We start from the raw sequence: 25,791 nt of genomic DNA, 5'->3' as shown, positions 1-25,791 counted from the left end.
AAACGGCGAATAAAAACATTGCGATAAGCGGATGGCAAATAAAAGCCAAGCGCCATGCGCTAAGCACTAAACATTTACAAAAAGATATAAAGTAAAATTATGGTAGAGGTAAGACCAGACGAAGTATCGGCAATTATCAGACAGCAATTGGCGGGCTTCAAATCAGAAACCGAACTGGAAGAAGTTGGTACCGTGCTGCAAGTGGGCGACGGTATTGCCCGTGTTTACGGTTTAACTAAAGTTCAATCGGGAGAATTAGTTGAATTTGCAAACGGCCTACAAGGTATTGTATTAAACCTTGAAGAAGATAACGTTGGTGTGGTACTTTTGGGTGCTTCAGACGAGATCAAAGAAGGTGATACGATTAAACGTACCAAAAAAATTGCCTCTATTAAAGTTGGTGAAGGTATGCTTGGCCGCGTAGTGAACACTTTAGGTGAGCCTTTAGATGGTAAAGGTCCAATTTTAGGTGAAACTTACGAAATGCCTTTAGAGCGTAAAGCACCAGGTGTAATTTATCGTCAGCCGGTAAATGAGCCATTACAAACAGGTATTAAAGCAATTGATGCAATGATTCCAATCGGTCGTGGCCAACGTGAGTTGGTTATTGGTGATCGTCAGATTGGTAAAACTGCTGTTTGTATCGATACCATTATCAATCAAAAAGAATTTTATGAAGCAGGCCAGCCTGTGTTCTGTATTTATGTAGCTATCGGTCAGAAAAACTCTACTGTAGCCAACATTGTACGTACACTGGAAGAAAATGGTGCTTTACCATATACAGTTGTTGTTGCCGCTTCGGCTGCAGATCCTGCTCCAATGCAGTTTTATGCTCCGTTTGCAGGTGCTGCAATTGGTGAGTTTTTCCGCGATACAGGTAGACCAGCATTAATTGTTTATGATGATTTATCTAAACAAGCTGTAGCTTACCGTGAGGTATCTTTATTACTTCGTCGTCCACCGGGCCGTGAGGCTTATCCAGGTGACGTATTCTACTTGCACAGTCGTTTGTTAGAAAGAGCTGCAAAAATCAATGCTAACGATGATATCGCAAAAGCAATGAACGATTTACCAGAATCGATTAAACATATCGTTAAAGGTGGTGGTTCATTAACAGCTTTACCGATTATCGAAACTCAGGCAGGTGACGTTTCAGCATATATTCCAACCAACGTAATTTCGATTACTGATGGTCAGATTTTCTTAGAGTCGAACTTGTTCAACTCTGGTATCCGTCCGGCAATCAACGTAGGTATCTCGGTATCACGTGTAGGTGGTAATGCTCAGATCAAATCGATGAAAAAAGTAGCAGGTACTTTAAAGTTGGATCAGGCTCAATACCGCGAGTTAGAGGCTTTCTCTAAATTCGGATCAGACTTAGATGCTGCAACTAAATCGGTATTAGATAAAGGTGCACGTAACGTAGAAATGTTGAAACAAGCACAATTCTCTCCGTTTACTGTTGAGAAACAAGTTGCTATTGTTTATGCTGGTACCAAAAACTTAATGCGTAGTGTTCCGGTTAACAAAGTGAAAGAATTTGAAACTGAATTCTTAACTCAATTGGAATTACGTCACCCAGAAACTTTGGCAGCATTAAAAGCTGGTAAATTTGATGATAGCATTACTGGTGTTTTAGATACCGTAGCAAAAGAGATTTCAAGTAAATATTAATAAGATTTGAGACATGAGATTTGAGATTTGAGATTAGGCCGGAAACGTCTTACATCTTACATCTCACATCTCACATCTAAATAAAGAATGGCTAATTTAAAAGAAGTAAGAAACCGGATTGCATCTGTACAATCAACGCAGCAGATTACGAAAGCTATGAAAATGGTTTCGGCAGCTAAGTTGAAACGTGCTACCAATGCAATTATCGCTTTACGTCCTTATGCAACTAAACTGAAAGAGATTTTAGGTAATCTATCTGCAAGTTTAGAAGGGTCTTCATCACCTTTTATCCAAGAGCGTGAGCCCAATAAGGTTTTAATTGTTACTGTATCATCAAACCGTGGTTTGGCTGGTGCCTTTAACATGAACGTAATTAAAGCGGCCAACAATTTAATTGCTGAGAAATATAGCGAACAGTTGAAAAACGGTAATGTGAGCATTATTTCAATCGGTAAGAAAACTCAAGATTTTTACGAAAAACGCAAATACAACGTTATTGGAAACAATAATGAAGTGTACTCAGCTTTAACTTTCGAAAACGTAACCAAAATTACAGACGCGATTATGGCTGGTTTTATTAAAGGCGACTTTGATAAAGTTGAAGTAGTTTATAACCGTTTTAGAAACGCCGCTGTACAATTTATTACTACTGAACAGTTATTGCCTTTGCCAAAAGCGGAAGAAGCACCAGCTGATTTAAAAGCAGATAAAAAAGCAGCTAACGTTGATTATATTTTGGAGCCATCTCAAGAAGAAATTGTTGAGCAATTGATTCCTAAATCAATCAAAATCCAATTGTATAAAGCTGTTTTAGATTCTCACGCTTCTGAACATGGCGCACGTATGACATCAATGGATAAAGCAACTGAAAATGCAGGAGAATTGTTGAAAGCTTTAAAACTTTCATACAACCAGGCACGCCAGGCCGCAATTACAACTGAGTTAACTGAGATTGTAAGTGGTGCAGCAGCATTGAACGGATAACATTTAGTGTGGAGTTGGGCGTTTTTAGTCCTGAGTCCAAAAAAATATAAAGCCCATTTCTTTATTGAAATGGGCTTTTTTTTAGTACTTGTAAAGTCTGATCTAAAAACTATTATGCTTTGGATTGTAGGAAGGATGCGAAAATACTTGTTCCCTCGATTTAAGGTGACGAGGTGAAAATATCCTCCCTCTAAGTTGTACAAAAGCTTATACTTAAATATAAACTTTTCAAGAAGTTAAACGTTATATATGTAATGTTATAAATTTTCAAGTGTAGAACTAATCCCCAGTTCGCCATGTGCACCAAGTTGAATTTTAGTGTTGTTATCAACGGAGAGGATGTTATGCATAGAATCTTTTTGCCAAAACATATCATCAAAACGAAAAGCTTTTCCTTTCGCAATGCCACTAATATTTGTAAGCTGCAATAAATTACCTGTAACCTGTAATTTAACATAAATAGTATCAGAGAGCCCATTTGGCTTTAATACTGATCTTACTGTATTAACAGGTAGATTTACATAAGAGTTTAAATCCAGGTCGAAAGTACTGTTGTTTTTGATTTGGTAACTTATATCTCCGGGCATTACCCTTACTTTAATCTTACTAGACTTATTGTAAACGGTCAAAGTCACTTCAAAAATACCAGAAGTCTTATATTGATGTGCAGTTTTATTGCCTTTGGTTTCAATAGTTCCATCACCGTAGTCCCAAATATAATTGCTCCCTGCAGTTGCATCTTTTGCATTAAGTTCTATTGATTGTGTTAAATACAATGATTTTTTATTGATGTTAAAATCGGTTGTGCTAATTGTTCTGATAATTTCTGAGTTAGATTGTTTCTTGCAGGCAACAAAGAAAAGTAGGGCAATAGCTATCCCTATCAAGTGTTTAGATTTCATAGTAAAAGGATTATTTGTGTGTATTTAATATTAGTTATTTTTAAGCCACAAGCGTATATAGCAATTGTACTTCCCAGGCTTAACAATGGGAAAAGCAAGTCCTTTATATAGAAAAACGGATACAATGCTGCTTGATATTTAGTTTAAAAGGAATGCAAGTGTTAATAATAAATTGCAGCAGGCATTTAAGTTATTATAAGATTAAATCATAATTATGTATAACCAATCTCAAATACCCATTTTCCAGCTTTTTGCTCGCATTCATTTCGTTGTAAAGCATTGCGTTAAACTTTGCTTCCAAAACGTAAGTTCCGGATTTTAACTTTCTGAAACTGATTACTTCAAATTTTGACTCCTTCTGAGCATCTGGGCTTAAAGTAGGAGGATTTCTAAAAGAATCTGACCCAAAGGTTTTGTAAGTGTCTTTATCAGAAATGCTTATGGCTATTCCATCCTGTTTGTTGTCTCGCCCAAAATCCAAAGCATAATTACGGCTACCAACCTTAAACAGATCGTATACGTCGTTCGGAACCAATATAAGTATCTGCCTCATTACATTTTTGCTGTATGTTTTTATGAATGTGACATTAACGATCCTGTCATCGTTATAAATTGCGAACCTTTTTGAGTATAAAACAGAGTCTTTATTCCCAGAAATATAATAGGCATTTTTAACAATAGAATCAACCTTCGAGTTTGGCTGATAATTCCCTGCTCCCGAAATACTTGAATATTTGGCTGTGCTGTAGGTTTTTCCATCAATACTGTACGATACGCTGTCGTGCGCATATTCTAAAGGATCTTCTTTTTGGATAACCGGTGGTTCAATAACCGGATTGTTTTTTTTGCATGCTGCAAAGAAAAATAGGGCAATAGCTATCCCTATCAGGTGTTTAAATTTCATAATCAAAGGTTTTATTTGTGTGTGGTCAAAAGTAAAGAAAAAACAATAACTAAAAACTTAATTGAGAAATTTATTCCGGTTATTATTATTGAGATGTATTTTGTTTTTTACTCGAATGTATTTATTCTTACAGCAGAATTCAAAATGTAAACATGATCGTTTATAAAGTTTTTTATCAAGTCGGTTCTTATTGTCTTTTAATATCTTTGCATATAATATTTATGCATGAAAAAATACATCTTTATCATCTTATCTGCTTTCCCCTTTTTTACGAAAGCCCAAAATCCGGCAAGAGATTATACAAATGCCGTGTTATGGCAACAAACCTCGGGCGAGTATCGAGCCTTGTGCTTTCAGGCGTATAATTTTGCCAGGCTATCATTAAAAGAGGCATTATGGGCTGATACCAGCAAAAAAAACAACTGTATAATTGTTGATATTGATGAAACTGTGTTGGATAATTCTGCTTTTCAGGGCCACGAAATTAAAAAAGGACTCAGTTATGTGCCCGCAGACTGGACAGAATGGACCAGTTTGGCCAAAGCCGATACCGTTCCCGGAGCATTGTCTTTTTTGAAGTTTGCGGCATCCAAAAATATTGAGACTTTTTATGTGAGTAACCGTGATGAAAAAGATTACACAGCAACATTAAAAAACCTTCAACATTTTGGATTTCCCTATGCTGATGATGAACATTTGATTGTTGCGAAAGGAACATCAAACAAAGAACCACGCCGACAAAAAATAGCAGAAACACATGATATTCTTCTGTTATGTGGCGATAATTTAAGCGATTTTAGTAATATTTTTTACCGCGAACAGAAAAATACCTTCAAGCAGGTAAATGCAAACCAACAACTGTTTGGAACAAAATATATTGTATTGCCAAACCCAATGTACGGAGATTGGGAAAAGCCTTTGTATCAGGGTGAAAAGCTGAGTGATAAGGATAAAGCAAAACAAAGATTAGAACGATTAAAAAGTTACTAAGTTTTATAATTATTCAGCAATAAGTATTACTTTTGCAGCATCATAAAAATAAACATTATGGAGAACAACGAATTAAAGCACAATACAGAAAGTATGAAAACGGCTAACCAGCCAGGAATTTATAAAATGATGATTTTTGGTGTACTGGTTTGCATGGTGGGTACTTATGCACGTTTCGCTTACGATTCGTGGCAATTATCATTGGCATCTTGGATTATTTTGTTCATCGGTGCAATTATTGCCATTAAAGGTGTATTCAAAATATTAGACGCATAAGCAATCTGCTTTCAAAATATAAAGGCCGGTCATGTTTACTCATGATCGGCTTTTTTGTTTTATAAATCACCAGTTAGATAAAATGTTATTGCTTATTTCAAAAGGCGAATCCACAAGCAGTTAATTTACAGCAGCTTCGCCACTTGCTTTAGCCTGATGAAGAATCAGTGCCTATCGCAGTTGTTGGTTTAGGATAGAAAGATATGTCCAAGTAATCTAAGCCTGATAGCAGTGAACATCGAAATTAGTGAAGTAAATAAGATGGCAAGGCATCTAAGCGATACACACAGAAACATAAGATCCAAAGAGTTTAAGACACGAAGCAAACTTCGTATGTTAAATAAAAGGTTGGATAATAAGCAAAATTCTCTCAAAACTCCAATTTCAGGGCTCCAAACTTAAGATTGGGTTACCTAAATACAATTATGGTATTAAGGGGAAACACAGCGTTAAAAGCTAACCAAAATGCTGAACTTCTAATGGCCATTTGAAGCAAATATTTAAAATGATTACTTATTTAGAACCACTGAATCATGAAAAGGAATATTATTGCTATAGCCATAGTTTTAACAATTTTTGGCTGCCAAAATGAAAATAAAAAATACGCCAGTGCCGATGCTGTTAGCACTGAAGAATTAGAAAATGCTCCCCTTGATAGTACCGCCGCAGAAAAAATTATTAAAACTGCAGATATGCGTTTTAGGGTAAAAGACGTTCAAAACACTAAAGAACAGCTGAGTAAAACCATAAAAGCACAAGGAGGAACGGTTGCTGAATTCTCTATCGAAAGTTCAATTCAAGAAACCGATAAGGTTAAACAATCAACAGATTCGTTAAAAGAAATTACTTCCTATCGTACCCAAGGTTATCTGGTGGCAAAAGTTCCATCAGAGAAACTTGACGAATTTACCAACACCATTGCTAAAATGGCGGTTTTTGTAGATCATCAGTCGATGAAGATGGATGACCAGAGCATTGCTTATTTAGCAAATAAATTGAAGGCCCAGAATAGGGTAGATGCAATAGAGAAGATCAATAAAGTAGCCTTAAAGAAAAGTGCCAATGTAGAGTCATCGCTTTATATTAAAGATGATTATGTAGATAAGAAAATTGAAAATCTGCAGATCGATAGCCGGGTTAAGTTGAGTACCATAACACTAAATTTTTATCAGGATAATACGGTTAAAACGATGGTGGTTGCCAATGATAACTTATATGATTATCGTCCTGCATTTTTTAACCGGCTTTGGCTTGGCATTGTAAACGGCTGGACGATTTTTAAAGAAATTATTATTGCTATTTCGAATCTCTGGATGTTGGTATTGGTTGGTACTGCCGTTTTCTTTACAATAAAATATTTTATTAAAAGGAATAAACTGGCCGTGGATGAAGCTACGAAAAGTATGATCGATCAAGCAAGGATATAAAAGTTATTATTACAGTTCCATGGTCCGTGTCTGCACGGACCACTTTAAACTAATATCTATCCAATACCCTGAAATAAATTCAGGGAGACGAATGATTTATAATTGATAATACACATTCCATGGTCCGTGTCCGCACGGACCATACTAACATTGTCAGTCAGAGCGTAGTCGAAGACTTATTTTCTATTTGATTACTTCTTCGCTTTAACCGCTAACACTTTAACCTTAGTTTTATTATCGCTTACAAAGGATTCCCAACCCGAATAAGTTTTAGATTTACCTCCGGTGCTAATTTTTTGAAAAGAATGGCAAACGGCTACGGCCAAACCATCTGTAGCATCTAAAAACTCTGGGGTTTCTTTAAAATTCAGCAGTCTTTGCAACATCGCTGCCACTTGCTCTTTGGTGGCATTTCCACTGCCGGTAATCGATTGTTTAATTTTACGTGGAGAATATTCTGTTACCGAAATATTCCTTGAAAGTGCTGCTGCTATAGCTATACCTTGCGCGCGACCTAATTTTAACAATACCTGGATGTTTTTTCCATAAAACGGTGCCTCAATGGCTAAAACATCAGGTTTATACTGATCAATTAACACCACCGTTTTTTCAAATATCCGCTGAAGTTTAAGAAAAGGATCATCTAAATGGGTCATTTTTACAACCCCTAAACTGATCAGTTCCGTTTTATTTCCCTTCTCCAAAATTACGCCATAACCCATCACCGCAGTGCCCGGATCGATGCCCATAATTACCCGTTCCTTTTTTTCGTTCAACATTACAGCAATATTAAGCATATTTGCAAACTAAAAAGATAATCTTGACAGGCAAGCACAAAAAAATATTATCACTTTTCATTAAAGCTGCGATTGTAATATTTGCTTTTTGGTTCATTTACCATAAGCTTGTTGCAAACAAGAACCTGCACAATTTTAGCAGCCTGTTAAAAGATATACCTCATGTTGAGATCATTACTGTAATAGGTATTGTAGTTATATTAATGTTCGTAAACTGGTTTTTAGAAGCTGGGAAATGGAAATACCTCATGAGCCATATCGAACCTATTAGTTTCTACAGGGCGATAGAATCAGTTTTTTGTGGATTAACCCTGGCCATTTTTACGCCGAACAGGCTAGGTGAATACGGAGGAAGAGTATTCTTTCTATCGCCAAAAAGAAGAATAGTTGGTATAGTGGCCATGAGTGTTGGCAGTATTGGGCAATTGGTATTAACCAATGTTTTTGGTGCCATTGCAGCCTGTTTTTTTGTTTATAGGTTCATTCCGATAGATCGTGTTCTTTTTATTGCTGTTGTATTTTTAGCCGTTTTTTTCTGCCTGTTTTTTCTGATCTTCTATTTTAATATACGCTGGTTAAATGGAATTTTACTTTCTTTTAAGTTCACCAGAAAATATAAAAAATTTTACAGCATTTTAGCGCGTTACCGAAAAAGGGAACTGTTTAAAATCATTACATACTGTTTTGTACGTTATTTGGTGTTCAGCTCGCAATATTTCATTTTATTTGTGTGGTTGGTGCCCGGCCTGCATTATGCAGATATTATTATGATGACGTGTTTACTCTTTTTGGTACAGTCGGCATTGCCATCTTTAGATCTGTTTGACGTTGGAATACGCAGTGTTACCGCTGTGGAATTATTTAAACACGTAACCGATCAACATGTAGCCGTTATTGCATGCACTGCAAGTATTTGGCTCATAAATATTATAATTCCTGCTATCTTAGGCACTTATTTCGTTTTTAAACTCAATTTTTTTGGAAATCTTAAATCTAATTAGTCTTTTATCCGCTGCTTTGACCTTAATTTATGGTTTTTTAGTCCTCAATTTTATTAGAGGATGGCATAACCTGATATATTTTACGCCAAAAAAATCAGATCCACAAACCAGGGTATCAATCATTGTTGCAGCAAGAGACGAAGAAGCTAATATTAACAAAACCATTGATGATCTTATCGCGCAGCAATACCCTAAAGCCTTAACAGAGATTATTATTATTGATGACCATTCAACTGATCGTACGGCTGAAATTGTATTAAGTTATGCTGATCAGCACGTAAAACTGATTAAACTAAATGAGGATAGAGCGTTAAATTCTTATAAAAAGAAGGCGATACAAACCGCTATAGGAACCTGTACTGGCGACTTAATTATTACCACGGATGCAGATTGCAGAATGGGGGCAGAATGGCTTGCAACGATTGTAAACTTGTACGAAGAAAAAAAATATAAAATGATTTCTTCTCCGGTGGCTTATTTCCAGGAAAAAAGTTTTTTTGAACGTTTACAATCTTTGGAGTTTCTCTACCTTATTGGTTTAGGTGCTTCTACCATTGGTAACAAGCAACCCTCTACCTGTAACGGTGCAAATTTAGCTTACGAAAAAACTACCTTTTACGAAGTTGGCGGTTTCCAGGGGATTGATGATCTTGCTTCGGGAGATGATGAATTGCTGTTGCATAAAATCGCCGCTAAATATCCAGATCAGATCGGTTTCCTGAAAAACCGGGAGGCCATTGTATATACTCACGCAAAAGAAACATTAGGCTCGTTTATACAGCAACGTAAACGGTGGGCTTCGAAAAGTACCCGATATAAGAATAAAGCAATTATAGTGTTGGGGGTATTAATCTGGATCTTTAACCTATCTATCCTGGCAAATTTTATTACCGGGTTATTCATTCCGGGTTTTTTATCCATCACATTTTATCAATTATTGGTTAAAATGATTTTAGAAACATTATTTTTATGGGATGTAACAGGCTTTGCTAAAAGGCGCAGTTTACTCATATTAATTCCCGTTTTAAATATACTGCACGTATTGTATATGGTGTACATTGGCATTGCAGGAAACAGTGGAAAATACAATTGGAAAGGCAGAATGGTTAGGTAATGGATAATAGCCCATCAAAAAAAGTATGGTTAAAGTTTAAGCGGAATAAATTTGCCTTAGGTGGATTGATTTTCATCTTACTTTTATTGGTGATGGGTATTTTAGGCTACCTGATTATGCCTGATGATTCTCCAAATGCAAATGTTCAAACACTGCAGCTCAATAAGAAGAAACCAGGCAGTTCGTTTACCTTCTTGATTATTGGCAGAAACCCTAAAATAGAAAAGGTTGGTTTTTTTGAGAGAATGCTCAACGGACAAACACCAACTTTTAAAAGTATTCCGATTACGGCATATAAAATAGAAAATCAAGCTGTTTATGTGCAAGAATACATTGGAGAAGATGAAAAAGCAAAAGAAACCAGGTACGAATTAAAAGATTTATGCCCTTCTTGTGCCATACCTTCAAAAATTGCCACTCAAAAAACGCTTTTTGAAGCAAGTAACATATACAAACACACTTACATTTTAGGTACAGATATTTATGGTCGTGATTTACTGAGCCGGTTAATACTGGGTATCCGCGTATCATTATCAGTAGGTTTGATGGCTGTACTCATTTCGCTTTTTATCGGGGTGAGTTTAGGTGCAATAGCCGGTTATTTTGGCGGGCGAATAGATGCAGCAATCAGCTGGTTCATGAATGTGGTTTGGTCGTTACCCTCATTACTGCTGGTAATAGCCATTTCATTTGCTTTAGGTAAGGGGTTTTGGCAGATATTTATTGCGGTTGGTTTATCTACATGGGTTGATGTGGCCAGGTTGGTACGCGGACAGGTTATGGCATTAAAAGAAGTCGAATTTGTAGAAGCAGCAAGAGCATTAGGCTTTAGTACAAGCCGTACCATTATTAAACATATACTGCCGAACATTGCAGGCCCTATTTTGGTGGTAGCCTCTTCTAATTTCGCCTCTGCCATATTATTGGAAACCGGACTTAGCTTTTTAGGTTTCGGTGCTCAGCCACCAATGCCCAGTTGGGGGAGCATGATAAAAGAACATTATGGCTACATAATTATGGATGCTGCTTACCTCGCTATTTTACCCGGCTTAGCCATTATGCTTACCGTTTACGCTTTCAATGTGCTTGCTATTGGCCTGCGTGATGCCTTTGATGTAAAAGGACAAAATGTAACGGTTTAGGCATGCATAAAAAAAGCAGTACCAATTAGGATACTGCTCAAACCTTAAAAAACAAAATCTTAAGCTGTTGCTGTTAATATATTACCTGCAATTGTAATTGGGTAAATTTTAAGGGCACTTGTGGTACCACCATCGCTCGGTTGCGCCAAAATACTACCTGATGTGGTATACCTCGAACTATGCAAACCACATTGAATGTAGTTACTGGCCTGTATAAAACTCAATGCACCACCCTGATGTGGGCACGCAGCCTGTGTAGCCACAAAAGATGAGGCAGTGTTGCCGGCAGCGGTTCTGATAAAAAGAATGCTGTTTACAACCATTGATGCACCAATGGTTAATAATTGCGTGCTCAGATCTACCTTTGCTGAAGTACCTGAAGGAATGCCACCACCATTTGGTTTATCAGGTTCGGGTGAATCACTTTTTTTGCCACAAGCCGAAAAGCAGGCCCCGGTGCATACCATTGCTACGCCCAGGCCTAAAGATTTGATAAATTCATTGCGTTCCATAATTGTTTTGTTAGTTATAGTTTGTTTGGTTTAATCTACTTTGCTTTCTTTTTATCGAAAGAGAACCTTCTGGCAATGCTGAAACCCCAACGGTATTGCCCTTTTAACCATGAAGTATTGGTATCGGTAATAAATTGAGATTCTTGAATAGCGGTAGCGTTGGTGAAGTTTAGGTGAAAAATATGCCCGCCTGTTTCAAATTCCAATCCGGCACCAAGTGTGTTGTAATATTGATTGCCTGATGTGTTTTCTAGGTAAGCCTTTTTACCTTTATTTCTGAATGGAAACGTATAATCTGCCACAAAAGCCATGCGTTTTGTGATTTTAATACGACCACCAACTGAAAGGGCAAATAAGTCATTTTCATCACCAAAAACAGTAAAGTTCCGATGTACGTAGGATGGCATGATCAGCATCGAAAAGTTTGAATTGAACTTGCGTGCAATTACACCTTGTAAAACATATACCAGGCGATCTTGAAAGTTACGATAAGCGTTTGCTGCCGTAGGATCGGTTGATGCTTTTACCGCAGCAATTGTACTGCTCCCGAATAAAGTTACGGCCACAGGTATTTTATCGTCGGTAGTTTGTTCTAAGAGGCGGTATTTTAAATTTCCTTCATATAGTTGAGTAACTATTCCGGCTCCTTTTGCCCTTGCTAAACCTACAGAAAGTTTATCACTGATGCCATATTCAAAGCCGATTCGTATATCGGTTGATTGATCCAATCCAAAAAAGTTTTTTATTCCGCCACCATTCCCGGCAATGTCTCCAAACCTGTGGTCTACCCTAAAATCCATTTCATTTTTATAAATGGTTTCATTGGTTTGTATATTAATGAGCTTCGTTGCTTTAAAAGTGGCTTTTACATTGCTCTTTTCTTTTGGTATCTCCAAGGCGTTTTCAAGGGAATCCTGTGCGAAAACAAATGATGGAAAGCCGAAAATAAATAGATATAAAAGAGATTTTAGATGATGTTTCATGAAATTTTATTTTTTAGGTTGATAAGTAGCAGTCATTTTTACCTGGATGGTTTCTGCAATCTGTTTAAATACAATCGTTGGGATTTTAATATCATGATCTGCCAGTTTTACATTAAATGCAGAACTTGCCTTCGCTTCATTATTACCAATAACCAATGATCCTTTTGCTGTATATTCTTTAGTTACGCCATGTATTTGTAAGTTTCCTTTTACGGTAATAGGGTAGGTACCTGGTTTCGAAAAGTCGATCTGTTCTACAATTTTTCCCTTAAAATCTGAAGTGGGATATTTATCGCTTTCGATATAATTTTCGTTGAAATGTTCCTGCATCAGCTTTTTCTTAAACTGGTAAGAGGTATTATTAATCTTGAAAATAATTTCGTTGGTTTTGGTGTTAATTGCAGAAGCTCCTGTTTTGCTTTGCGCATCAATATCTTCTACAGGTGTTGTAGAGAAGAATGAAGAAGTAACGTTTTTACTTACCCATATTTGTGCCTTTAAGCCCGTGCATAAAAACAAGGCTAATAAAGTGATAATTAATTTTTGCATTTGTAGAGTATTTACTGTGAACGAATATTTTGTTTGCTGCTGATGATCTACTATTCGGGCATGTTTTTATCAAACCAGGCCTGCAGTAAGTCTCTTTCATTGGTCGTTAATGTGCTGCCTTTGGGCATGGTTTTAGTAACCAATATACTGTTGGCTACACGGGCATCGCTTTTTACTGAGGCTAAGCCGTTAAATAACCAGATGCTTTTAAGAGACCCATTAGGACCATGGCATCTGCCGCATTTGGTTTCCAGCAAGGCACCAACGAAATTGGTATAGGTAACGTTTGCAGTTGTAACCACTGTTGGGCCATTAGGAACTGTAGTTTCGGGTTTTATCTCCTCTGCTTGTTTTTTTGAGCAGGCAAAAAGTAAGGCGGTAAACGCGACTAATAAAACTAGGGAACTTTGTTTTTTCATAAGGTATTTGTTAAAAATTAGCGTGGTGCAATTGAAATTTTAAGCAAATCGTCAGAATGGCTTGCTGATTTTACCGATATATATAATATGATCAGAAATGATGCGAATAAAATCGCAATAACCTGTTTTTTTGCTGTCATATGCCAATAGCTTAAAATTTGTGTTTTGTTTAGTTAAAAATTCTTACTTTTTTAATTTGAGTAAGTGTTATAAATCGATTTTCTTTTGAAATCTTAATCGTTACGTAGCTTTTTACCTATTGGTTGCCTGAAATAAAAAAAAAGACAAAAAAAAGCCGTGTCGATTTTATATCGGCACGGCTTACTCACTAAATTGTTTTAATCTCTAGTTAAAATCTTCTGCTTTCAAAGGTGGATTAACCTTAATCTCTTTTATTGCAATTGCAAATTCCTGAGCACCTTGTGGAGTTGATATTGATTGCGTTAAAGTAAACGGAAACAATACATCGCCAACTTTTTTATAATTGCTGTATTCGGTAGTTTGACTGATTTCTACACCACCTTTAGTTGTAACGCTTTCATCCTTTAAAAGTAAACCTGATTTGGTATCGTAATATTCGGTTTTCTTTTTTCCTGATGGAGAAGTTACTGTTAATTTAAATGCATCGGCGGTTCCAACTTTTGCGCTCCCTGCTGATTCTATTTTAGTTCCATCTGTCGCATAGTACAATTGTGCGCCATAGCCTTTATCATCTTTCTTTTCGTTAAGGTCATCACCGGTTAATTCGGCTTTTTGACCCATCTGCATAGAATAACCCGTTTTTCCGTTATAAACCTGTTTCATTGCTGTTTGGCCAGCCATCGAAATTTCCATGCTGCTTAAGTTTGGTGCCATGTTTTTAATTGTAACGGCTAACTTCTGGCCTTGCATTTCCATTTCACCGGTTTGCTGTAAAGAAGTAAGTTTTTTAATGGCCTCTTCTCCGCCAATTGCTTTAATGTAATTCTTAATCACGTCAGCAGGTGCTGCTATTGGTCCGGTAGTTGCTTCGGTAGCTTTAACAGGACTTGCATAATTATCGTAGATTTGAGTTTTAAAGCCTGCTTTAGTTAAGCCTGCGGTAAATGCATCACTTTTACCCACAATAACAATCCTGGTATTGTCATGATTGTAATACTTTTTGGTAACCCTTAAAATATCATCAGTAGTTACCGCATTTACTTTTTGCAAATAAGTACGGTAAAAATCTTTTGGTAAACAGTTAATCAGGATATTACTTGCGAACCCTGCTGTACGTGCCGGATTTTCTAACCCTAATGCAAACGAACCGTTGAAAAGATTTTTTGCATTCTGCAATTCATCGGCAGAAACTTTTGTGGTGCGGATGGTATTAATTTCTCTTAAAAATTCTACCACGGCACTATCAACTTTCTCGTTTCTAACCGCAGCATTTGCCAAAAATTTAGATTGAAAACGTCCGGAACCAGTGCTTGAGTATGCGCCATAAGTAAAGCCATGTTTCTCGCGCAGGTTGTTGAATAATCTCGATTCAGAGCCTCCACCTAAAATCTGGTTTGCCAATAACACCGGGAAATAATCAGGGTTGCTCATCGGTAGGTCGATTAAGTTTACTACTGTGATTTCTGATTGTACTGCATTACTTACATTAATGATATCAACTTCAGTTTTCGCTGGGTTAGCCACCTTTGCAAGTACCGGTAAGGTTAAAGCGGTTCCTCTCCAATCGCCAAATGCTTTTTCGGCAAGGGCTTTTGCAGCTTCAGGTTTAATATCACCCACAAAAGTTAAGTAACCTCTTGATGGCGTAATGTATTTCTTGTAGGCAGTTTTTACATCATCCAAAGTAATGCCATTTAGCGAAGATTCGGTTTCGAATTCTCCATTGGGATGGTTTTTTCCATATGCCAATGCATTAACCACCCTTTCGGATATTGCTTTGGCACTTTTTTCGCTCGCTTTTAAACCAGTTATTGCCTGAGATTTTAATTTCTCGAAAGATTCTGCGGGAAATGCTGGTTTACGGATGCTCTCTGCCAAAAGTGCAAAAGCCTGGGGAAAATAACGCGTTAAAGCTGAAGCTGAACCGCCATAAGCCCCCGCACCAACATTAGCACCCAGCTGATCTACTGCCTCATCGAATTGGGCTTTTGTTTTTGTAGTGGTACCTTCGTTTAGCATACTGCCCATCAGACGAATCACACCTGCTTTTGATCCTTCGGTAATCGGACCTGCATCAATACTGTAACTTGCAGAAATTTTTGGCAGTTTATGATTTTCGACAACCAAAACTGTAATGCCGTTTGATAATTTATATATAACAGGATCGGCTACGGTTATAACTGGTGCTGGACCTGGTTTTGGTTTTTGGCTTCGATCTATAGTTTGTGCTGAAATACCTTGAGCCAATAAGGAAACTGCAGCTATAATGAATAATTTTTTCATGTTGTTAATAGTTAAAATGAAAAGCGCTCTGCTTATTTCTTAGGTAAGTAATACAATACAACTCTCTGGTTTTTGTTGAGGTATTTTTTAGCAACATCTCTAATCTCCTCACGGGTGATGGATCTGATTACCTCTAATTCCTTGTTAATATCATTTGTATCCTTATCGTGAAATGTGTAACCATCAGCCAGGTTTTCTGCGATACCGAGCATTTTGCTATTTGCACTTACATAATTGTTTTCGAACTTATTTTGCAACTTTTTGTAATCGCTTTCGCTGATTAAGTCAGTTTGAAGACGCAAAACTTCCTCATCAATATCTTTTAACAAATCGTTAAGGGGGGTGTTTTTATTTGGTAAGGCAAGGGTAATGTAAGCTCCATAATCTTCCAGCGAATAATTAAAAGCAGCAACCTGTAGAGCCGTTTTCTTTTGATCAACCATTTTAGTGCTTAATCTCGAACTTCCTCCTTCTGATAAAATTGAGCTTATCATTCCTAACACTTTACTTTCTCTGGTTTTCATTCCAGGTACGCGGTAAGCTGCAAAAATTGCAGGAATTTGAATATTGGCGTCGTAAGCAGTATCGATAATTTCTTTGGTAATTTCTGGTAATTTGAAGTCTTTACGCACAATAGGGGCACCCTTAGGTACTTCATCAAAATAAGATTTTACCAAACCTTTGGTCTTCTCTATATCTAAATCGCCTGCAATGGTTAAAACAGCATTGTTCGGTACATAATATTTTTTAAAGAATGCTATAAATTCATCAAGTTTAGCCGCATCCAAATGCTCCATTGAACCAATTGGCTGCCAGCGGTATGGATGCCCATCAAACAAATGGCCAAAAATTTTCTCAGTAAATTTTCCGTAAGGTGCATTATCAATACGTAAACGTTTTTCTTCTTTAACAACTTCGTTTTGGGTTTTTACTCCACCCTCATTAATTACCGGATGTAACATCCTTTCACTTTCTAACCATAAGCCGAGTGCCAATTGGTTTGAAGGGAAAAGCTCATAATAAAAAGTGCGGTCTTGCGAGGTATTGGCGTTGTTTTGTCCGCCATTACTGCTTACCAGTTTCATGAAATCTCCTTTTTTAATATTTTTAGAGCCTTCAAATAATAAATGTTCAAAAAAGTGGGCAAATCCTGTGCGTTGGGTTTCTTCATCTTTTGAGCCAACGTGGTACATTACCGAAATGGCAACAACGGGAGCAGTTTTGTCTTGGTGTAGAATGACGTGGAGGCCATTGTCCAGGTCAAATTCCGTGAACTGTACTTTTTGGGCAGAAGCACTTAAATACAGACCGGAAAAAGCCAATGCAAAAAGAATTCTTTTTTTCATAAGGTTTTAATAGGTTTTGTTTTAATGATACGAAATGATCAAAGGCTGAGGCGAGCGATTATTTCTTGAAATAGTTAATTTGATTTTTTCACATGAAGTGAAATAACAATAAGGAAGGCCTAAATTATGGAATAAAACAAAAAAAGCGAGTATTAACTCGCTTTTTTTTAAGATTTATGATCTCCAGGCCTTATATTGGTTAATTAAACCATTTGTGGAGCTATCGTGACTCGAAATTTGTTCGCTACCTGCTAATTCAGGAAGAATCTTTTTGGCCAATTGCTTGCCTAGCTCAACTCCCCACTGGTCGAAGCTGAAAATATTCCAGATTACGCCTTGTACAAAGATTTTATGCTCATACATGGCAACTAAGCTACCCAACGTATATGGAGTTACTTTTTTAAGTAAAATTGAATTTGTCGGGCGGTTTCCTTCAAATACTTTAAAAGGAGCAATTTTTGCAATTTCAGCATCCGATTTGCCTTCTTTTTTCAACTCTCCCGTTACTTCTTCTTCAGTTTTTCCATTCATTAAAGCTTCTGTTTGTGCAAAAAAATTGGAAAGTAAAATTGGATGATGATCGCCAAGAGGATTTAAACTTTGCGCCGGTGCAATAAAATCTGCAGGAATAATTCTTGTTCCCTGGTGAATTAACTGGTAAAAAGCATGCTGGCCATTTGTACCAGGTTCTCCCCAGATGATAGGGCCTGTTTCGTAATCAACTTCATTGCCGTTTCTATCCACATGTTTACCATTACTTTCCATATCGCCTTGCTGAAAATATGCTGCAAACCGGTGCATGTATTGATCGTAAGGTAAAATTACCTGCGTTTCTGCATTATAGAAATTAATGTACCAAACACCTAATAAACCTAAAATTACAGGGAGGTTGCTTTCAAATTCAGCTGTTTTAAAGTGGTTATCGGTTGCGTGTGCACCAGCCAATAATTGTTTAAAATTGTCAAAACCGATACTTAATGAGATAGATAAACCAATAGCACTCCATAACGAATAACGGCCACCAACCCAATCCCAAAACTCAAACATATTTTCGGTATCGATCCCAAAAGCAGAAACATCTTTGGCATTTGTAGATAGCGCAGCAAAGTGTTTGGCAATATCGCCTTCTTTCCCACCTTTATCTAAAAACCATGAACGTGCAGAGTGTGCGTTTGTCATGGTTTCTTGTGTGGTAAATGTTTTAGAAGCCACCAAAAAGAGGGTAGTTTCAGCATTTAAACCGGCCAATGTTTCGGCGATGTGTGTGCCATCAATATTGGAAACGAAATGAATATTTAAGTGATTTTTATAATGTTTAAGGGCTTCGGTAACCATAACCGGACCTAAATCTGAGCCACCGATACCAATATTTACCACATCAGTAATGGCTTTGCCTGTGTAGCCCTTCCAATCACCACTGATAATGCTGTTGCTAAATTTTTCCATTTTAGCCAATACTGCGTTAACTTCAGGCATTACATCCTTGCCATCAACCAAAATTGGCGTATTGCTTAGGTTACGTAAAGCGATGTGGAGTACCGAACGATCTTCTGTTTCGTTAATTTTATCGCCATTGTACATCGATTTTATGGCTTCATCCAATTTACACTCCCGTGCCAACTGAATCAGCAAAGCCAATGTTTCGTCGCTAATGTGGTTTTTACTGTAATCCAATAAAATATCCTCAAAAAAAACTGAAAACTTATTAAAGCGATCTGCATCTTCAGCAAATAGATCTTTAATGCTTTTTTGATTAATATCTATAAAATGATCGGCTAAATACTTGTAAGCCTCAGTTTCTGTAAAATTTACTTTAGGTAACATAATCTTTGTTTTTTTGTAAAAGTAATAAAGCAAAAATTTAAAACGGTCTTTTTAATGTTCAAAATCATTAAGAATTTTTAATGTCGAATAAACGCCTTAACTTTAATAGAAAGGTGCTGTTAATAACCATTATTGTTTTAACCATTAACTTAATTACCATGATAGAAAATTTAAATGAAATGGTGCGCGAAAACGTACAGGAAAGTGTTGTAAACAATGCTGCTATTCCGAATGAGCATAATGAAGCAGTAATTCAAGCAGCTTCGGGTTCTATTTTCGATACGCTTAAAAACCAGGTATCCTCAGGTAATATTGGTGCTCTAACCGATATTTTTAATGGAAATAAAGCAGAGGGTACTCAGGTTGCCGCACAGGCTTCGGGTAGTTTTATGGATAAACTTAGTGGATTGGGTATTAATGTCGATACGGCAAAATCTTTGGCTGCAAGTATTATCCCGGGGTTGATTGCCAAGTTTACACAAAAAACGAATGATCCGAACGATAGTTCTTTCAATATTAAAGATGTATTGGGTAGTTTAGGGGGTAATGATGGCAAATTTGATGTGAGTGATGTAATTGGTATGTTTAATGGGGGCAAGCAAGCACAGCAGCCAAATGAAACTGGTGAAGGTGGCATTATAAATAAGTTGAAAGGGATGTTTTAATGCTGCCTTTAAGGAGATTTTGAACTTTAATGGCATAATGGTTGTTAAACTTGACAAATCAGAAAATCACTATTGCATTGTATCAAACAATTCCATCTCTCCTTAAAATTGTTTAGATTAGAGCACCTAAACTAAACAACTATTTATGAAGAAAATATACCTGCTCAGCATTTCCTTATTAACATTAAATTCTTTTGCACAAAAATCAGATTTGAGGCCATTGGTCTCGAAAAAAGCTGATGCCATTGAACAAAAAGTAATTACCTGGCGCCGCGATTTTCATGAACACCCTGAATTGGGCAATACAGAGGTAAGAACTGCGGGCATAATTGCAAAACATCTCGAATCTTTAGGGATTAAAGTTTCAACTGGAGTGGCAAAAACTGGTGTGGTGGGTATTTTAAAGGGAGGAAAACCTGGCCCGGTGGTGGCTTTACGTGCCGATATGGATGGCTTGCCGGTAACTGAAAGGGTGGATGTGCCGTTTGCTTCGAAAGTAAAAACGCAATATAACGGACAGGAGGTTGGAGTTATGCACGCCTGTGGACATGATAGCCACGTGGCCATTTTAATGGGGGTGGCAGAAGTGCTGGCTTCCATGCAAAAAGATATACAAGGTACGGTGAAATTTATTTTCCAGCCTGCCGAAGAGGGTGTGCCAGCAGGAGATGAAGGTGGAGCAGCTTTAATGATTAAGGAGGGGGTGTTAGAAAACCCTAAAGTAGATGTGATATTTGGTTTGCATATCAATTCTCAAACCGAGGTTGGCGAAGTTACTTACCGCCCGGGTGGCACAATGGCCGCTGTTAACGACATGAAGATTACGGTTACCGGCCGACAGGCACATGGCGCTTACCCATGGAGCAGTATCGATCCGGTTGTGGTTTCGGCTCAGATTATTAATAACCTGCAAACCATTGTGAGCAGAAATTTAAACGTGACCGAGAATCCCGGTGTAGTTACTATTGGGGCTATCAATGGCGGTGTACGATCGAACATCATTCCCGAAAAAGTAGAAATGCTGGGTACGGTTCGTAACTTTAGCAAAGAAGATGAGGCTATGTTTATCGAGAGGATTAAAACCATAGTAACCAAAACTGCCGAAGCTGGTGGTGCTACCGCCGAAGTAAAAATTCCTTACAGCAACCATTATCCGGTTACTTTTAATCATATTGCCCTTACCGAAAAAATGCTGCCTAGTATGCAAGCAACAGCAGGCAAAGATCATGTAAAATTAAAACCACCAGTTACCGGCGCTGAAGATTTTTCTTTCTTTCAGGAAAAAGTCCCTGGCTTGTTTGTGTTTCTTGGTGGAATGCCAAAAGGTAAAGATCCATTAAAAGCGCCATCTCACCATACTCCTGATTTTTACCTTGATGAAAGCGGCTTTGTGTTGGGTGTTAAATTGCTTTCTAACCTCACTTTAGATTATATGACAATGAAGAAATAAGATGATGTTTAATCATCTTATTTCTTCACAGTTTTTTTGCCAAATTGTCTTGGGTAATAGGAAAACGTTGTCATAAAGTATTGCTGTAACACATTTTGTGTGCCTACTGTAAAACTGTTAACGCCACCATAGTTAATAATATTAGTGTTTTGATGGAGCAGATCCATGGCCGAGAATTTAAACTCTGCGTTGTTTCCCTTTAAAAAGCGGTATGTTGCGCTTGCATTCCATATGGCGAAATTAATATTTGCAGCACTGTTCGATTTGCTGGAATTAAAGCTGATGTTGCTGCTTAAGGTAAATTTTTTGGTAATGTTATAAATTGAGCTTAATGAACTGGTTAAATTTATTCCACTGTATTTTGTATTAAAAGCTTCCTGTTCCGATCTATAAGTATCAAATCCCTGGCCTACCTCTGTGGCAAATTTATCTTTATAAGTATAGTTTAAACTTAGTTTTGCATTGGTATTTAAAGTATTCGAAAAACTAAATACATCATTGAGGTAACTGGCACTCTTTGCAATATTCAATCCACCGTTTATGCTTAGTTGCAGTTCTGAGGTTTTTAATTTAAATGTTTTCCTTAAATAACCACTGGAGTTAAAGTATTTATTGCCATTGGCATTGGTTAAATAAATGGTTCGCTTGTTTTGGTTATCAATAAAAATACTATCTACTATTCCATCATTTATAATACCTGCAGATACATTAAAGTTATAATTTAAGGTGTTTTTGCTTTTTTGATCAGAATGATTCACATTTAAGTTAATAGATCTGTCTTTTGATTCCCTAAGCTTAATATTGCCTATTTGTAAGTTATACACATTAGTACTATCAATTAAAGGAGCCAGTTGCTGTAAAGAGGGTATAATAATATTGGTTTGATAAGTCAAGGTAATCGACCTGTAAAATTCGCCATATTGGTAATTGCTTGAAGTGATATTGATTTCAGGCACAAAGCTGTTGTACGCGCGGTTTATGTTTTGCTGTGCCTTATCAGATTGATTATCCTGAATAATAAAGCGGTGTTTTGCCGAAACCTGAATCTGTAGATTTTTATCATACCGGTTCGATAAACTTTTTCTGAAAGATTTGCTTAAAGTGATGCCTGGCGTTTCATCAACCAAATTTGTTTTGGTATGATTACTTAAATAACTATTGGTTGCATAAATCCCTCCTTTTAAATCTTCCACCTGGTTGTGGTCGGTATTGTGCTTAAGCGCTAAATTGTTGGATAGTGATAAATCGAAGTCAGCAAGATTTTTATAACCGAATAAAAGCGATTTTAAATTGGGAATTTCCAATGACAGGTTTTGATTGATGGATTTTCGCTGAGTGTCATACCTTCTATCGAAATCCGTATTGGACGCGGGGTCTACAAACGATCTAAAAGAGGTTAAATTAGACCTTTGGTTATCATTATCATTTACCGACAATTGATAATTCGCATTTAGGCCATTAAAACGATGCTCTTTTCTGGTAATATAATTGGGAGATAAACCATAACTTATGGCAAGATTAAACCCTTTGTTGTTAAAGTCATTTTGTGCCTTACTATTATTTGTACTGGTAAGCACATTCTGACCATTGTAAGCACTTCTTTGTGTATCATTGTTTGACGTACCATTATTTACAGACATTGACGGCCTAATGTTAAACCTGTGGTTTTCGTTCGCATATTCGAAATTCGAATCAAAGTTTTGATTTGTTGATGCAGAATTGCCTGTAGAGGTGTTTGTATCGAATATTTTTTCAGTAGCATTGATTGAGGTGGTGGTTTGCGCATCAGATAAACTTTCGTTGTTTCTGTTTTGTATAAAATAATTGGCGTTTATGGTGCTTTTTTTATTATACTCAGGTTTTTCTACAAAGTTGTAGGTAAAAGTTACGCCACCTATATTGGGTTGGTTAATACCCGATTGCCTAAAATCAGGCTGATATTCTACATTCGTATTTAAACCTTTAAATGTACTATTGGCGGTTAAAGTTCTAACGTTGTTGGCTGTTTTGTTAATGTTGTTGCTCGCGCCGATAATCCCAAGCTGCATCTTGGGCGAAAACATGTTTACACTCGCATCAACCTCGTATTTTTTGGTGGTACCATAACCAGCACCAATTTTGCCAAAAAAACCAATATCCTTGCCCTTCTTAAGTTTTAAATTTACCGTCAGCGTGCTATCGAGTGGGTTTTTCTCATTTCTTTCACGATATAACTGAACTTTGTCTAAAGCATTTTTAGCTATGTTCTGTGTAGCAATTTTAAAATCGCCACCAAAAAACTGTTTTCCGTTTACGAGCAAACTTTTTACCTCGCGGCCATTCACGGTAATCTGTCCATCGCCCCACAAGGTTACATTGGGTATTTTACGCAAAAGATCTTCCACAACAGCATTTGTATCCAATTTAAAAGCAGCAGCATTAAATTCGAGGGTATCGCCATTCATGGTAATAGGTGCTACCCTAATTTCCACATCCTGTAAATTGTTGTCTTTTATGGAGATAATCAATGTTTTTAAATCAAGGGCATTTTTCTCATCAACAATGGTGAAATTTTTCCGTAATAATTGGTAACCTACATGACTGATTTCTACATACATTTTAGCATTAAGCGGTAAATTTTTGAAGCTAAATTCACCATAATTATTGCTTAACTGATAGCTGATTAAGGTGCTATCGCCTTTAAACAACGATACTGTTGCCGATTTTAAATTGTAGTTGTGTGTGGTATCTCTAATTACTCCTTTTACAGCTCCAATCTGGGTTGGATTTGCCTGTTGGGCTTTTGTACTGTAAAAGCTGAATAAACATAAAGATACAATGAGGAGGCGTTTAAGATGGTACATTTAGGGATGGTTACTCTAATTTAGGTTTAAGTTTGATAAGCACAGGATTACTCTTTTTATTCTGGGTTTTAAAATATGCTTCTAAAGCGGGTGGATATTTGTTTGTTTTACCTTCACTTTGTTCTTTAAATGCAAACATGGCCAAAGAAGAATAATTTGTATAGAAATACCCATTTTCATATAACTGGAAGCCTTTATTCATAAAATCATAAAAACTGCCGCTCGCATCTGTTACTGGCAAAAAAGAAGAAAGGGCATCGGGTTCCAAATCTTGTATAGATGTTAGTTCGCTGGTTTTCAGGTTATAAATCAATGCCTTTTTCATTGTCCTATCCCAGCCGAAGTTGTGCATTTTGAAATACAGGTTGTTGCCAACCAGAAAAGTGTTACTTAAACCATAAAAAACCTTTGGATTATTTTTGAAAAATTCTCCGCGTTTTTTTACATAAACCGGATTGCTGTTAAAGTCTCTCGGTAAGGAATTAGCTGCGGGAAATATAATGTGGTAGGCAAGCGAAAGTTTTGAAGGCCTTGCTTTATAGATGTCGTACGAATAATAGTTTAAATAAAGTATCTCATCTGGTGCGGTTTGAGAATAGCGCGAACCAGAGCTCCAAAATTCATCATTATCATATCTTTTAGAACTGTAAGGGAAATAGCCTACAGAATCTTTGTTCTTATTAATGAAACCCAATTCATAAAAAGTACTGTCTTTGCCTTGTTTTTGTAAATAATCAGGCCGAACAATGGTTCCATTACTTGCAAACTTTAAATCGCGGCTGGAATGGCGGTTTACATAATCCTTTTCCATTATTTTTTTGACCAGTTTCCCCTTTAAATCAAAATAAAAAATGCGAACGCCTGCATATACGACGATGTAGCTGGTGTTGTTTTCTTGCTCAGGAATGAAACCATAAAACTCTGACTTGTTTTTTTCATTTTTATCCTGTTCTATATTGCTTGCATTGATTTTTGCTCTGTATTTCCCGTCTTTTCCAAAAATTAGTATGGCCTTAGTATCATAATCATATATCACGTAGTTATCTTCCATAATTTTCAACTGGCTGATACTACCAAAAAGACTTTCTTTGGTGGTTTCAAGCGGAATAAATTCTACTTCACTAAAAATCTGCGAAACAGCTGCGCCATGGGCAGTTTGTGGATCGATACGTAGGGTGAGCATTTCAGTGCTATCTATCTTTCCTTGCTGAGCCCATGCTGCAGTACAGAAAAATAAATACGCTAAAAAGAGCATGCGCGTTTTCATTTGTATTGGTTAGAGGTTAATAATAATTAAATATATCTGTTCAGTTTTAGCTACGCCACCTGATGAAGCGCAAGTTAATTTCCGGCCGATTTGATAAATATTGTTATTGTTGGAAATTAATCAATTAAACAGTTAGTTGATTATTCATTTTATGATTTTAACAAGTTTTAACAGCTAAGTTACAGAGTAGGTTAATTTATAGCTGAAAAGGATTAAAATACAGGTAATTTAGTTCAGGCAAATTATCGTTGATTCTTAATCTTAACCCCCTGGATCATTTTAACCATTAAGAAGTTAA

Annotated in this window: 22 protein-coding genes; 10 read left to right on the top strand and 12 right to left on the bottom strand. The window is 36.8% G+C overall.

Annotated elements, in window-relative coordinates:
- Positions 1 to 99 precede the first annotated feature (99 nt).
- Positions 100 to 1,674 (top strand): F0F1 ATP synthase subunit alpha, encoded by a 1,575-nt coding sequence (gene atpA, locus ACZZZW_RS24770; protein WP_055912900.1) that lies wholly within the window; start codon positions 100 to 102, stop codon positions 1,672 to 1,674.
- An 87-nt stretch (positions 1,675 to 1,761) separates the two neighbouring features.
- Positions 1,762 to 2,658, top strand: coding sequence for an ATP synthase F1 subunit gamma (gene atpG, locus ACZZZW_RS24765; protein ID WP_463497450.1), 897 nt, complete (start codon positions 1,762 to 1,764; stop codon positions 2,656 to 2,658).
- A gap of 257 nt (positions 2,659 to 2,915) precedes the next feature.
- Here the strand turns inward: atpG and ACZZZW_RS24760 are convergent, their stop codons facing one another.
- Together ACZZZW_RS24760 and ACZZZW_RS24755 are read right to left on the bottom strand one after the other, a co-directional pair.
- Positions 2,916 to 3,560, bottom strand: coding sequence for a PKD domain-containing protein (locus ACZZZW_RS24760; protein WP_055912892.1), 645 nt, complete (start codon positions 3,558 to 3,560; stop codon positions 2,916 to 2,918).
- Positions 3,561 to 3,753: 193 nt separating this feature from the next.
- The gene (locus ACZZZW_RS24755) at positions 3,754 to 4,464 is read right to left on the bottom strand and encodes a hypothetical protein (RefSeq protein ID WP_463497447.1); all 711 of its coding nucleotides are present in this window, start codon (positions 4,462 to 4,464) and stop codon (positions 3,754 to 3,756) included.
- Positions 4,465 to 4,689: 225 nt separating this feature from the next.
- On the opposite strand from ACZZZW_RS24755, the gene ACZZZW_RS24750 reads away from it, so the two are divergent.
- The 3 genes from ACZZZW_RS24750 to ACZZZW_RS24740 all read left to right on the top strand — a co-directional run bounded on the left by ACZZZW_RS24750 (position 4,690) and on the right by ACZZZW_RS24740 (position 7,157).
- Entirely contained in the window at positions 4,690 to 5,454 is a 765-nt protein-coding gene (locus ACZZZW_RS24750) for a 5'-nucleotidase, lipoprotein e(P4) family (protein ID WP_463497445.1), read from the top strand.
- A gap of 57 nt (positions 5,455 to 5,511) precedes the next feature.
- Positions 5,512 to 5,730, top strand: coding sequence for a hypothetical protein (locus tag ACZZZW_RS24745; protein ID WP_055912883.1), 219 nt, complete (start codon positions 5,512 to 5,514; stop codon positions 5,728 to 5,730).
- 533 nt (positions 5,731 to 6,263) lie between these two features.
- Complete coding sequence (locus ACZZZW_RS24740; protein ID WP_055912880.1) at positions 6,264 to 7,157, top strand: DUF4349 domain-containing protein; 894 nt, start codon at positions 6,264 to 6,266, stop codon at positions 7,155 to 7,157.
- Positions 7,158 to 7,348: 191 nt separating this feature from the next.
- On the opposite strand, the gene ruvC is transcribed toward ACZZZW_RS24740, so the two are convergent.
- Complete coding sequence (ruvC, locus tag ACZZZW_RS24735; RefSeq protein ID WP_055913336.1) at positions 7,349 to 7,936, bottom strand: crossover junction endodeoxyribonuclease RuvC; 588 nt, start codon at positions 7,934 to 7,936, stop codon at positions 7,349 to 7,351.
- A 41-nt stretch (positions 7,937 to 7,977) separates the two neighbouring features.
- Between ruvC and ACZZZW_RS24730 the strand changes: the two genes are divergently transcribed.
- The 3 genes from ACZZZW_RS24730 to ACZZZW_RS24720 are packed head-to-tail and all read left to right on the top strand — an operon-like array spanning position 7,978 to position 11,211.
- Complete coding sequence (locus tag ACZZZW_RS24730) at positions 7,978 to 8,955, top strand: lysylphosphatidylglycerol synthase domain-containing protein (RefSeq protein WP_463497440.1); 978 nt, start codon at positions 7,978 to 7,980, stop codon at positions 8,953 to 8,955.
- A complete protein-coding gene (locus tag ACZZZW_RS24725; RefSeq protein ID WP_082458869.1) occupies positions 8,933 to 10,069 on the top strand; it encodes a glycosyltransferase family 2 protein in 1,137 nt (378 codons plus the stop codon). The genes ACZZZW_RS24730 and ACZZZW_RS24725 overlap by 23 nt, the downstream gene beginning before the upstream one ends.
- A complete protein-coding gene (locus tag ACZZZW_RS24720) occupies positions 10,069 to 11,211 on the top strand; it encodes an ABC transporter permease (RefSeq protein ID WP_055912874.1) in 1,143 nt (380 codons plus the stop codon). Before ACZZZW_RS24725 ends, ACZZZW_RS24720 begins: the two co-directional genes overlap by 1 nt.
- Positions 11,212 to 11,270: 59 nt before the next feature.
- On the opposite strand, the gene ACZZZW_RS24715 is transcribed toward ACZZZW_RS24720, so the two are convergent.
- From ACZZZW_RS24715 to pgi, 7 genes are all read right to left on the bottom strand, one after another.
- Positions 11,271 to 11,723 carry a QcrA and Rieske domain-containing protein gene (locus ACZZZW_RS24715; RefSeq protein WP_055912872.1) on the bottom strand — a complete coding sequence of 151 codons (453 nt, stop codon included), beginning with the start codon at positions 11,721 to 11,723 and terminating at the stop codon, positions 11,271 to 11,273.
- A 35-nt stretch (positions 11,724 to 11,758) separates the two neighbouring features.
- Complete coding sequence (locus ACZZZW_RS24710) at positions 11,759 to 12,706, bottom strand: DUF5777 family beta-barrel protein (protein ID WP_055912869.1); 948 nt, start codon at positions 12,704 to 12,706, stop codon at positions 11,759 to 11,761.
- A 6-nt stretch (positions 12,707 to 12,712) separates the two neighbouring features.
- Positions 12,713 to 13,255: a YceI family protein gene (locus ACZZZW_RS24705; RefSeq protein WP_055912865.1), complete on the bottom strand. Its 543-nt coding sequence runs from the start codon at positions 13,253 to 13,255 to the stop codon at positions 12,713 to 12,715.
- Positions 13,256 to 13,305: 50 nt separating this feature from the next.
- The gene (locus ACZZZW_RS24700; protein ID WP_055912863.1) at positions 13,306 to 13,674 is read right to left on the bottom strand and encodes a hypothetical protein; all 369 of its coding nucleotides are present in this window, start codon (positions 13,672 to 13,674) and stop codon (positions 13,306 to 13,308) included.
- 345 nt (positions 13,675 to 14,019) lie between these two features.
- On the bottom strand, positions 14,020 to 16,098 hold the full coding sequence (locus ACZZZW_RS24695; RefSeq protein WP_463497433.1) for a M16 family metallopeptidase: 2,079 nt from the start codon (positions 16,096 to 16,098) through the stop codon (positions 14,020 to 14,022).
- Between the two features lie 32 nt (positions 16,099 to 16,130).
- On the bottom strand, positions 16,131 to 17,444 hold the full coding sequence (locus ACZZZW_RS24690; RefSeq protein WP_055912858.1) for a M16 family metallopeptidase: 1,314 nt from the start codon (positions 17,442 to 17,444) through the stop codon (positions 16,131 to 16,133).
- A gap of 174 nt (positions 17,445 to 17,618) precedes the next feature.
- Positions 17,619 to 19,268, bottom strand: coding sequence for a glucose-6-phosphate isomerase (gene pgi / locus ACZZZW_RS24685; RefSeq protein ID WP_055912856.1), 1,650 nt, complete (start codon positions 19,266 to 19,268; stop codon positions 17,619 to 17,621).
- An 80-nt stretch (positions 19,269 to 19,348) separates the two neighbouring features.
- Here pgi and ACZZZW_RS24680 point away from each other — a divergent pair, with 80 nt between their 5' ends.
- Both ACZZZW_RS24680 and ACZZZW_RS24675 read left to right on the top strand, forming a co-directional pair.
- Positions 19,349 to 19,933, top strand: a complete 585-nt coding sequence (locus ACZZZW_RS24680) for a hypothetical protein (protein ID WP_463497429.1) — start codon at positions 19,349 to 19,351, stop codon at positions 19,931 to 19,933.
- Positions 19,934 to 20,078: 145 nt separating this feature from the next.
- On the top strand, positions 20,079 to 21,383 hold the full coding sequence (locus tag ACZZZW_RS24675) for an amidohydrolase (RefSeq protein WP_055912854.1): 1,305 nt from the start codon (positions 20,079 to 20,081) through the stop codon (positions 21,381 to 21,383).
- 17 nt (positions 21,384 to 21,400) lie between these two features.
- On the opposite strand, the gene ACZZZW_RS24670 is transcribed toward ACZZZW_RS24675, so the two are convergent.
- Together ACZZZW_RS24670 and ACZZZW_RS24665 are read right to left on the bottom strand one after the other, a co-directional pair.
- Positions 21,401 to 24,226 carry a TonB-dependent receptor gene (locus tag ACZZZW_RS24670; protein ID WP_463497426.1) on the bottom strand — a complete coding sequence of 942 codons (2,826 nt, stop codon included), beginning with the start codon at positions 24,224 to 24,226 and terminating at the stop codon, positions 21,401 to 21,403.
- Between the two features lie 10 nt (positions 24,227 to 24,236).
- On the bottom strand, positions 24,237 to 25,493 hold the full coding sequence (locus ACZZZW_RS24665; protein ID WP_463497423.1) for a 6-bladed beta-propeller: 1,257 nt from the start codon (positions 25,491 to 25,493) through the stop codon (positions 24,237 to 24,239).
- Positions 25,494 to 25,791 lie beyond the last annotated feature (298 nt).

The sequence above is a fragment of the Pedobacter sp. AC379 genome, assembly GCF_979258145.1.
The sequence above is the reverse complement of the archived record's forward strand: the minus strand, read 5'-3'. Positions and strand labels throughout refer to the sequence as shown.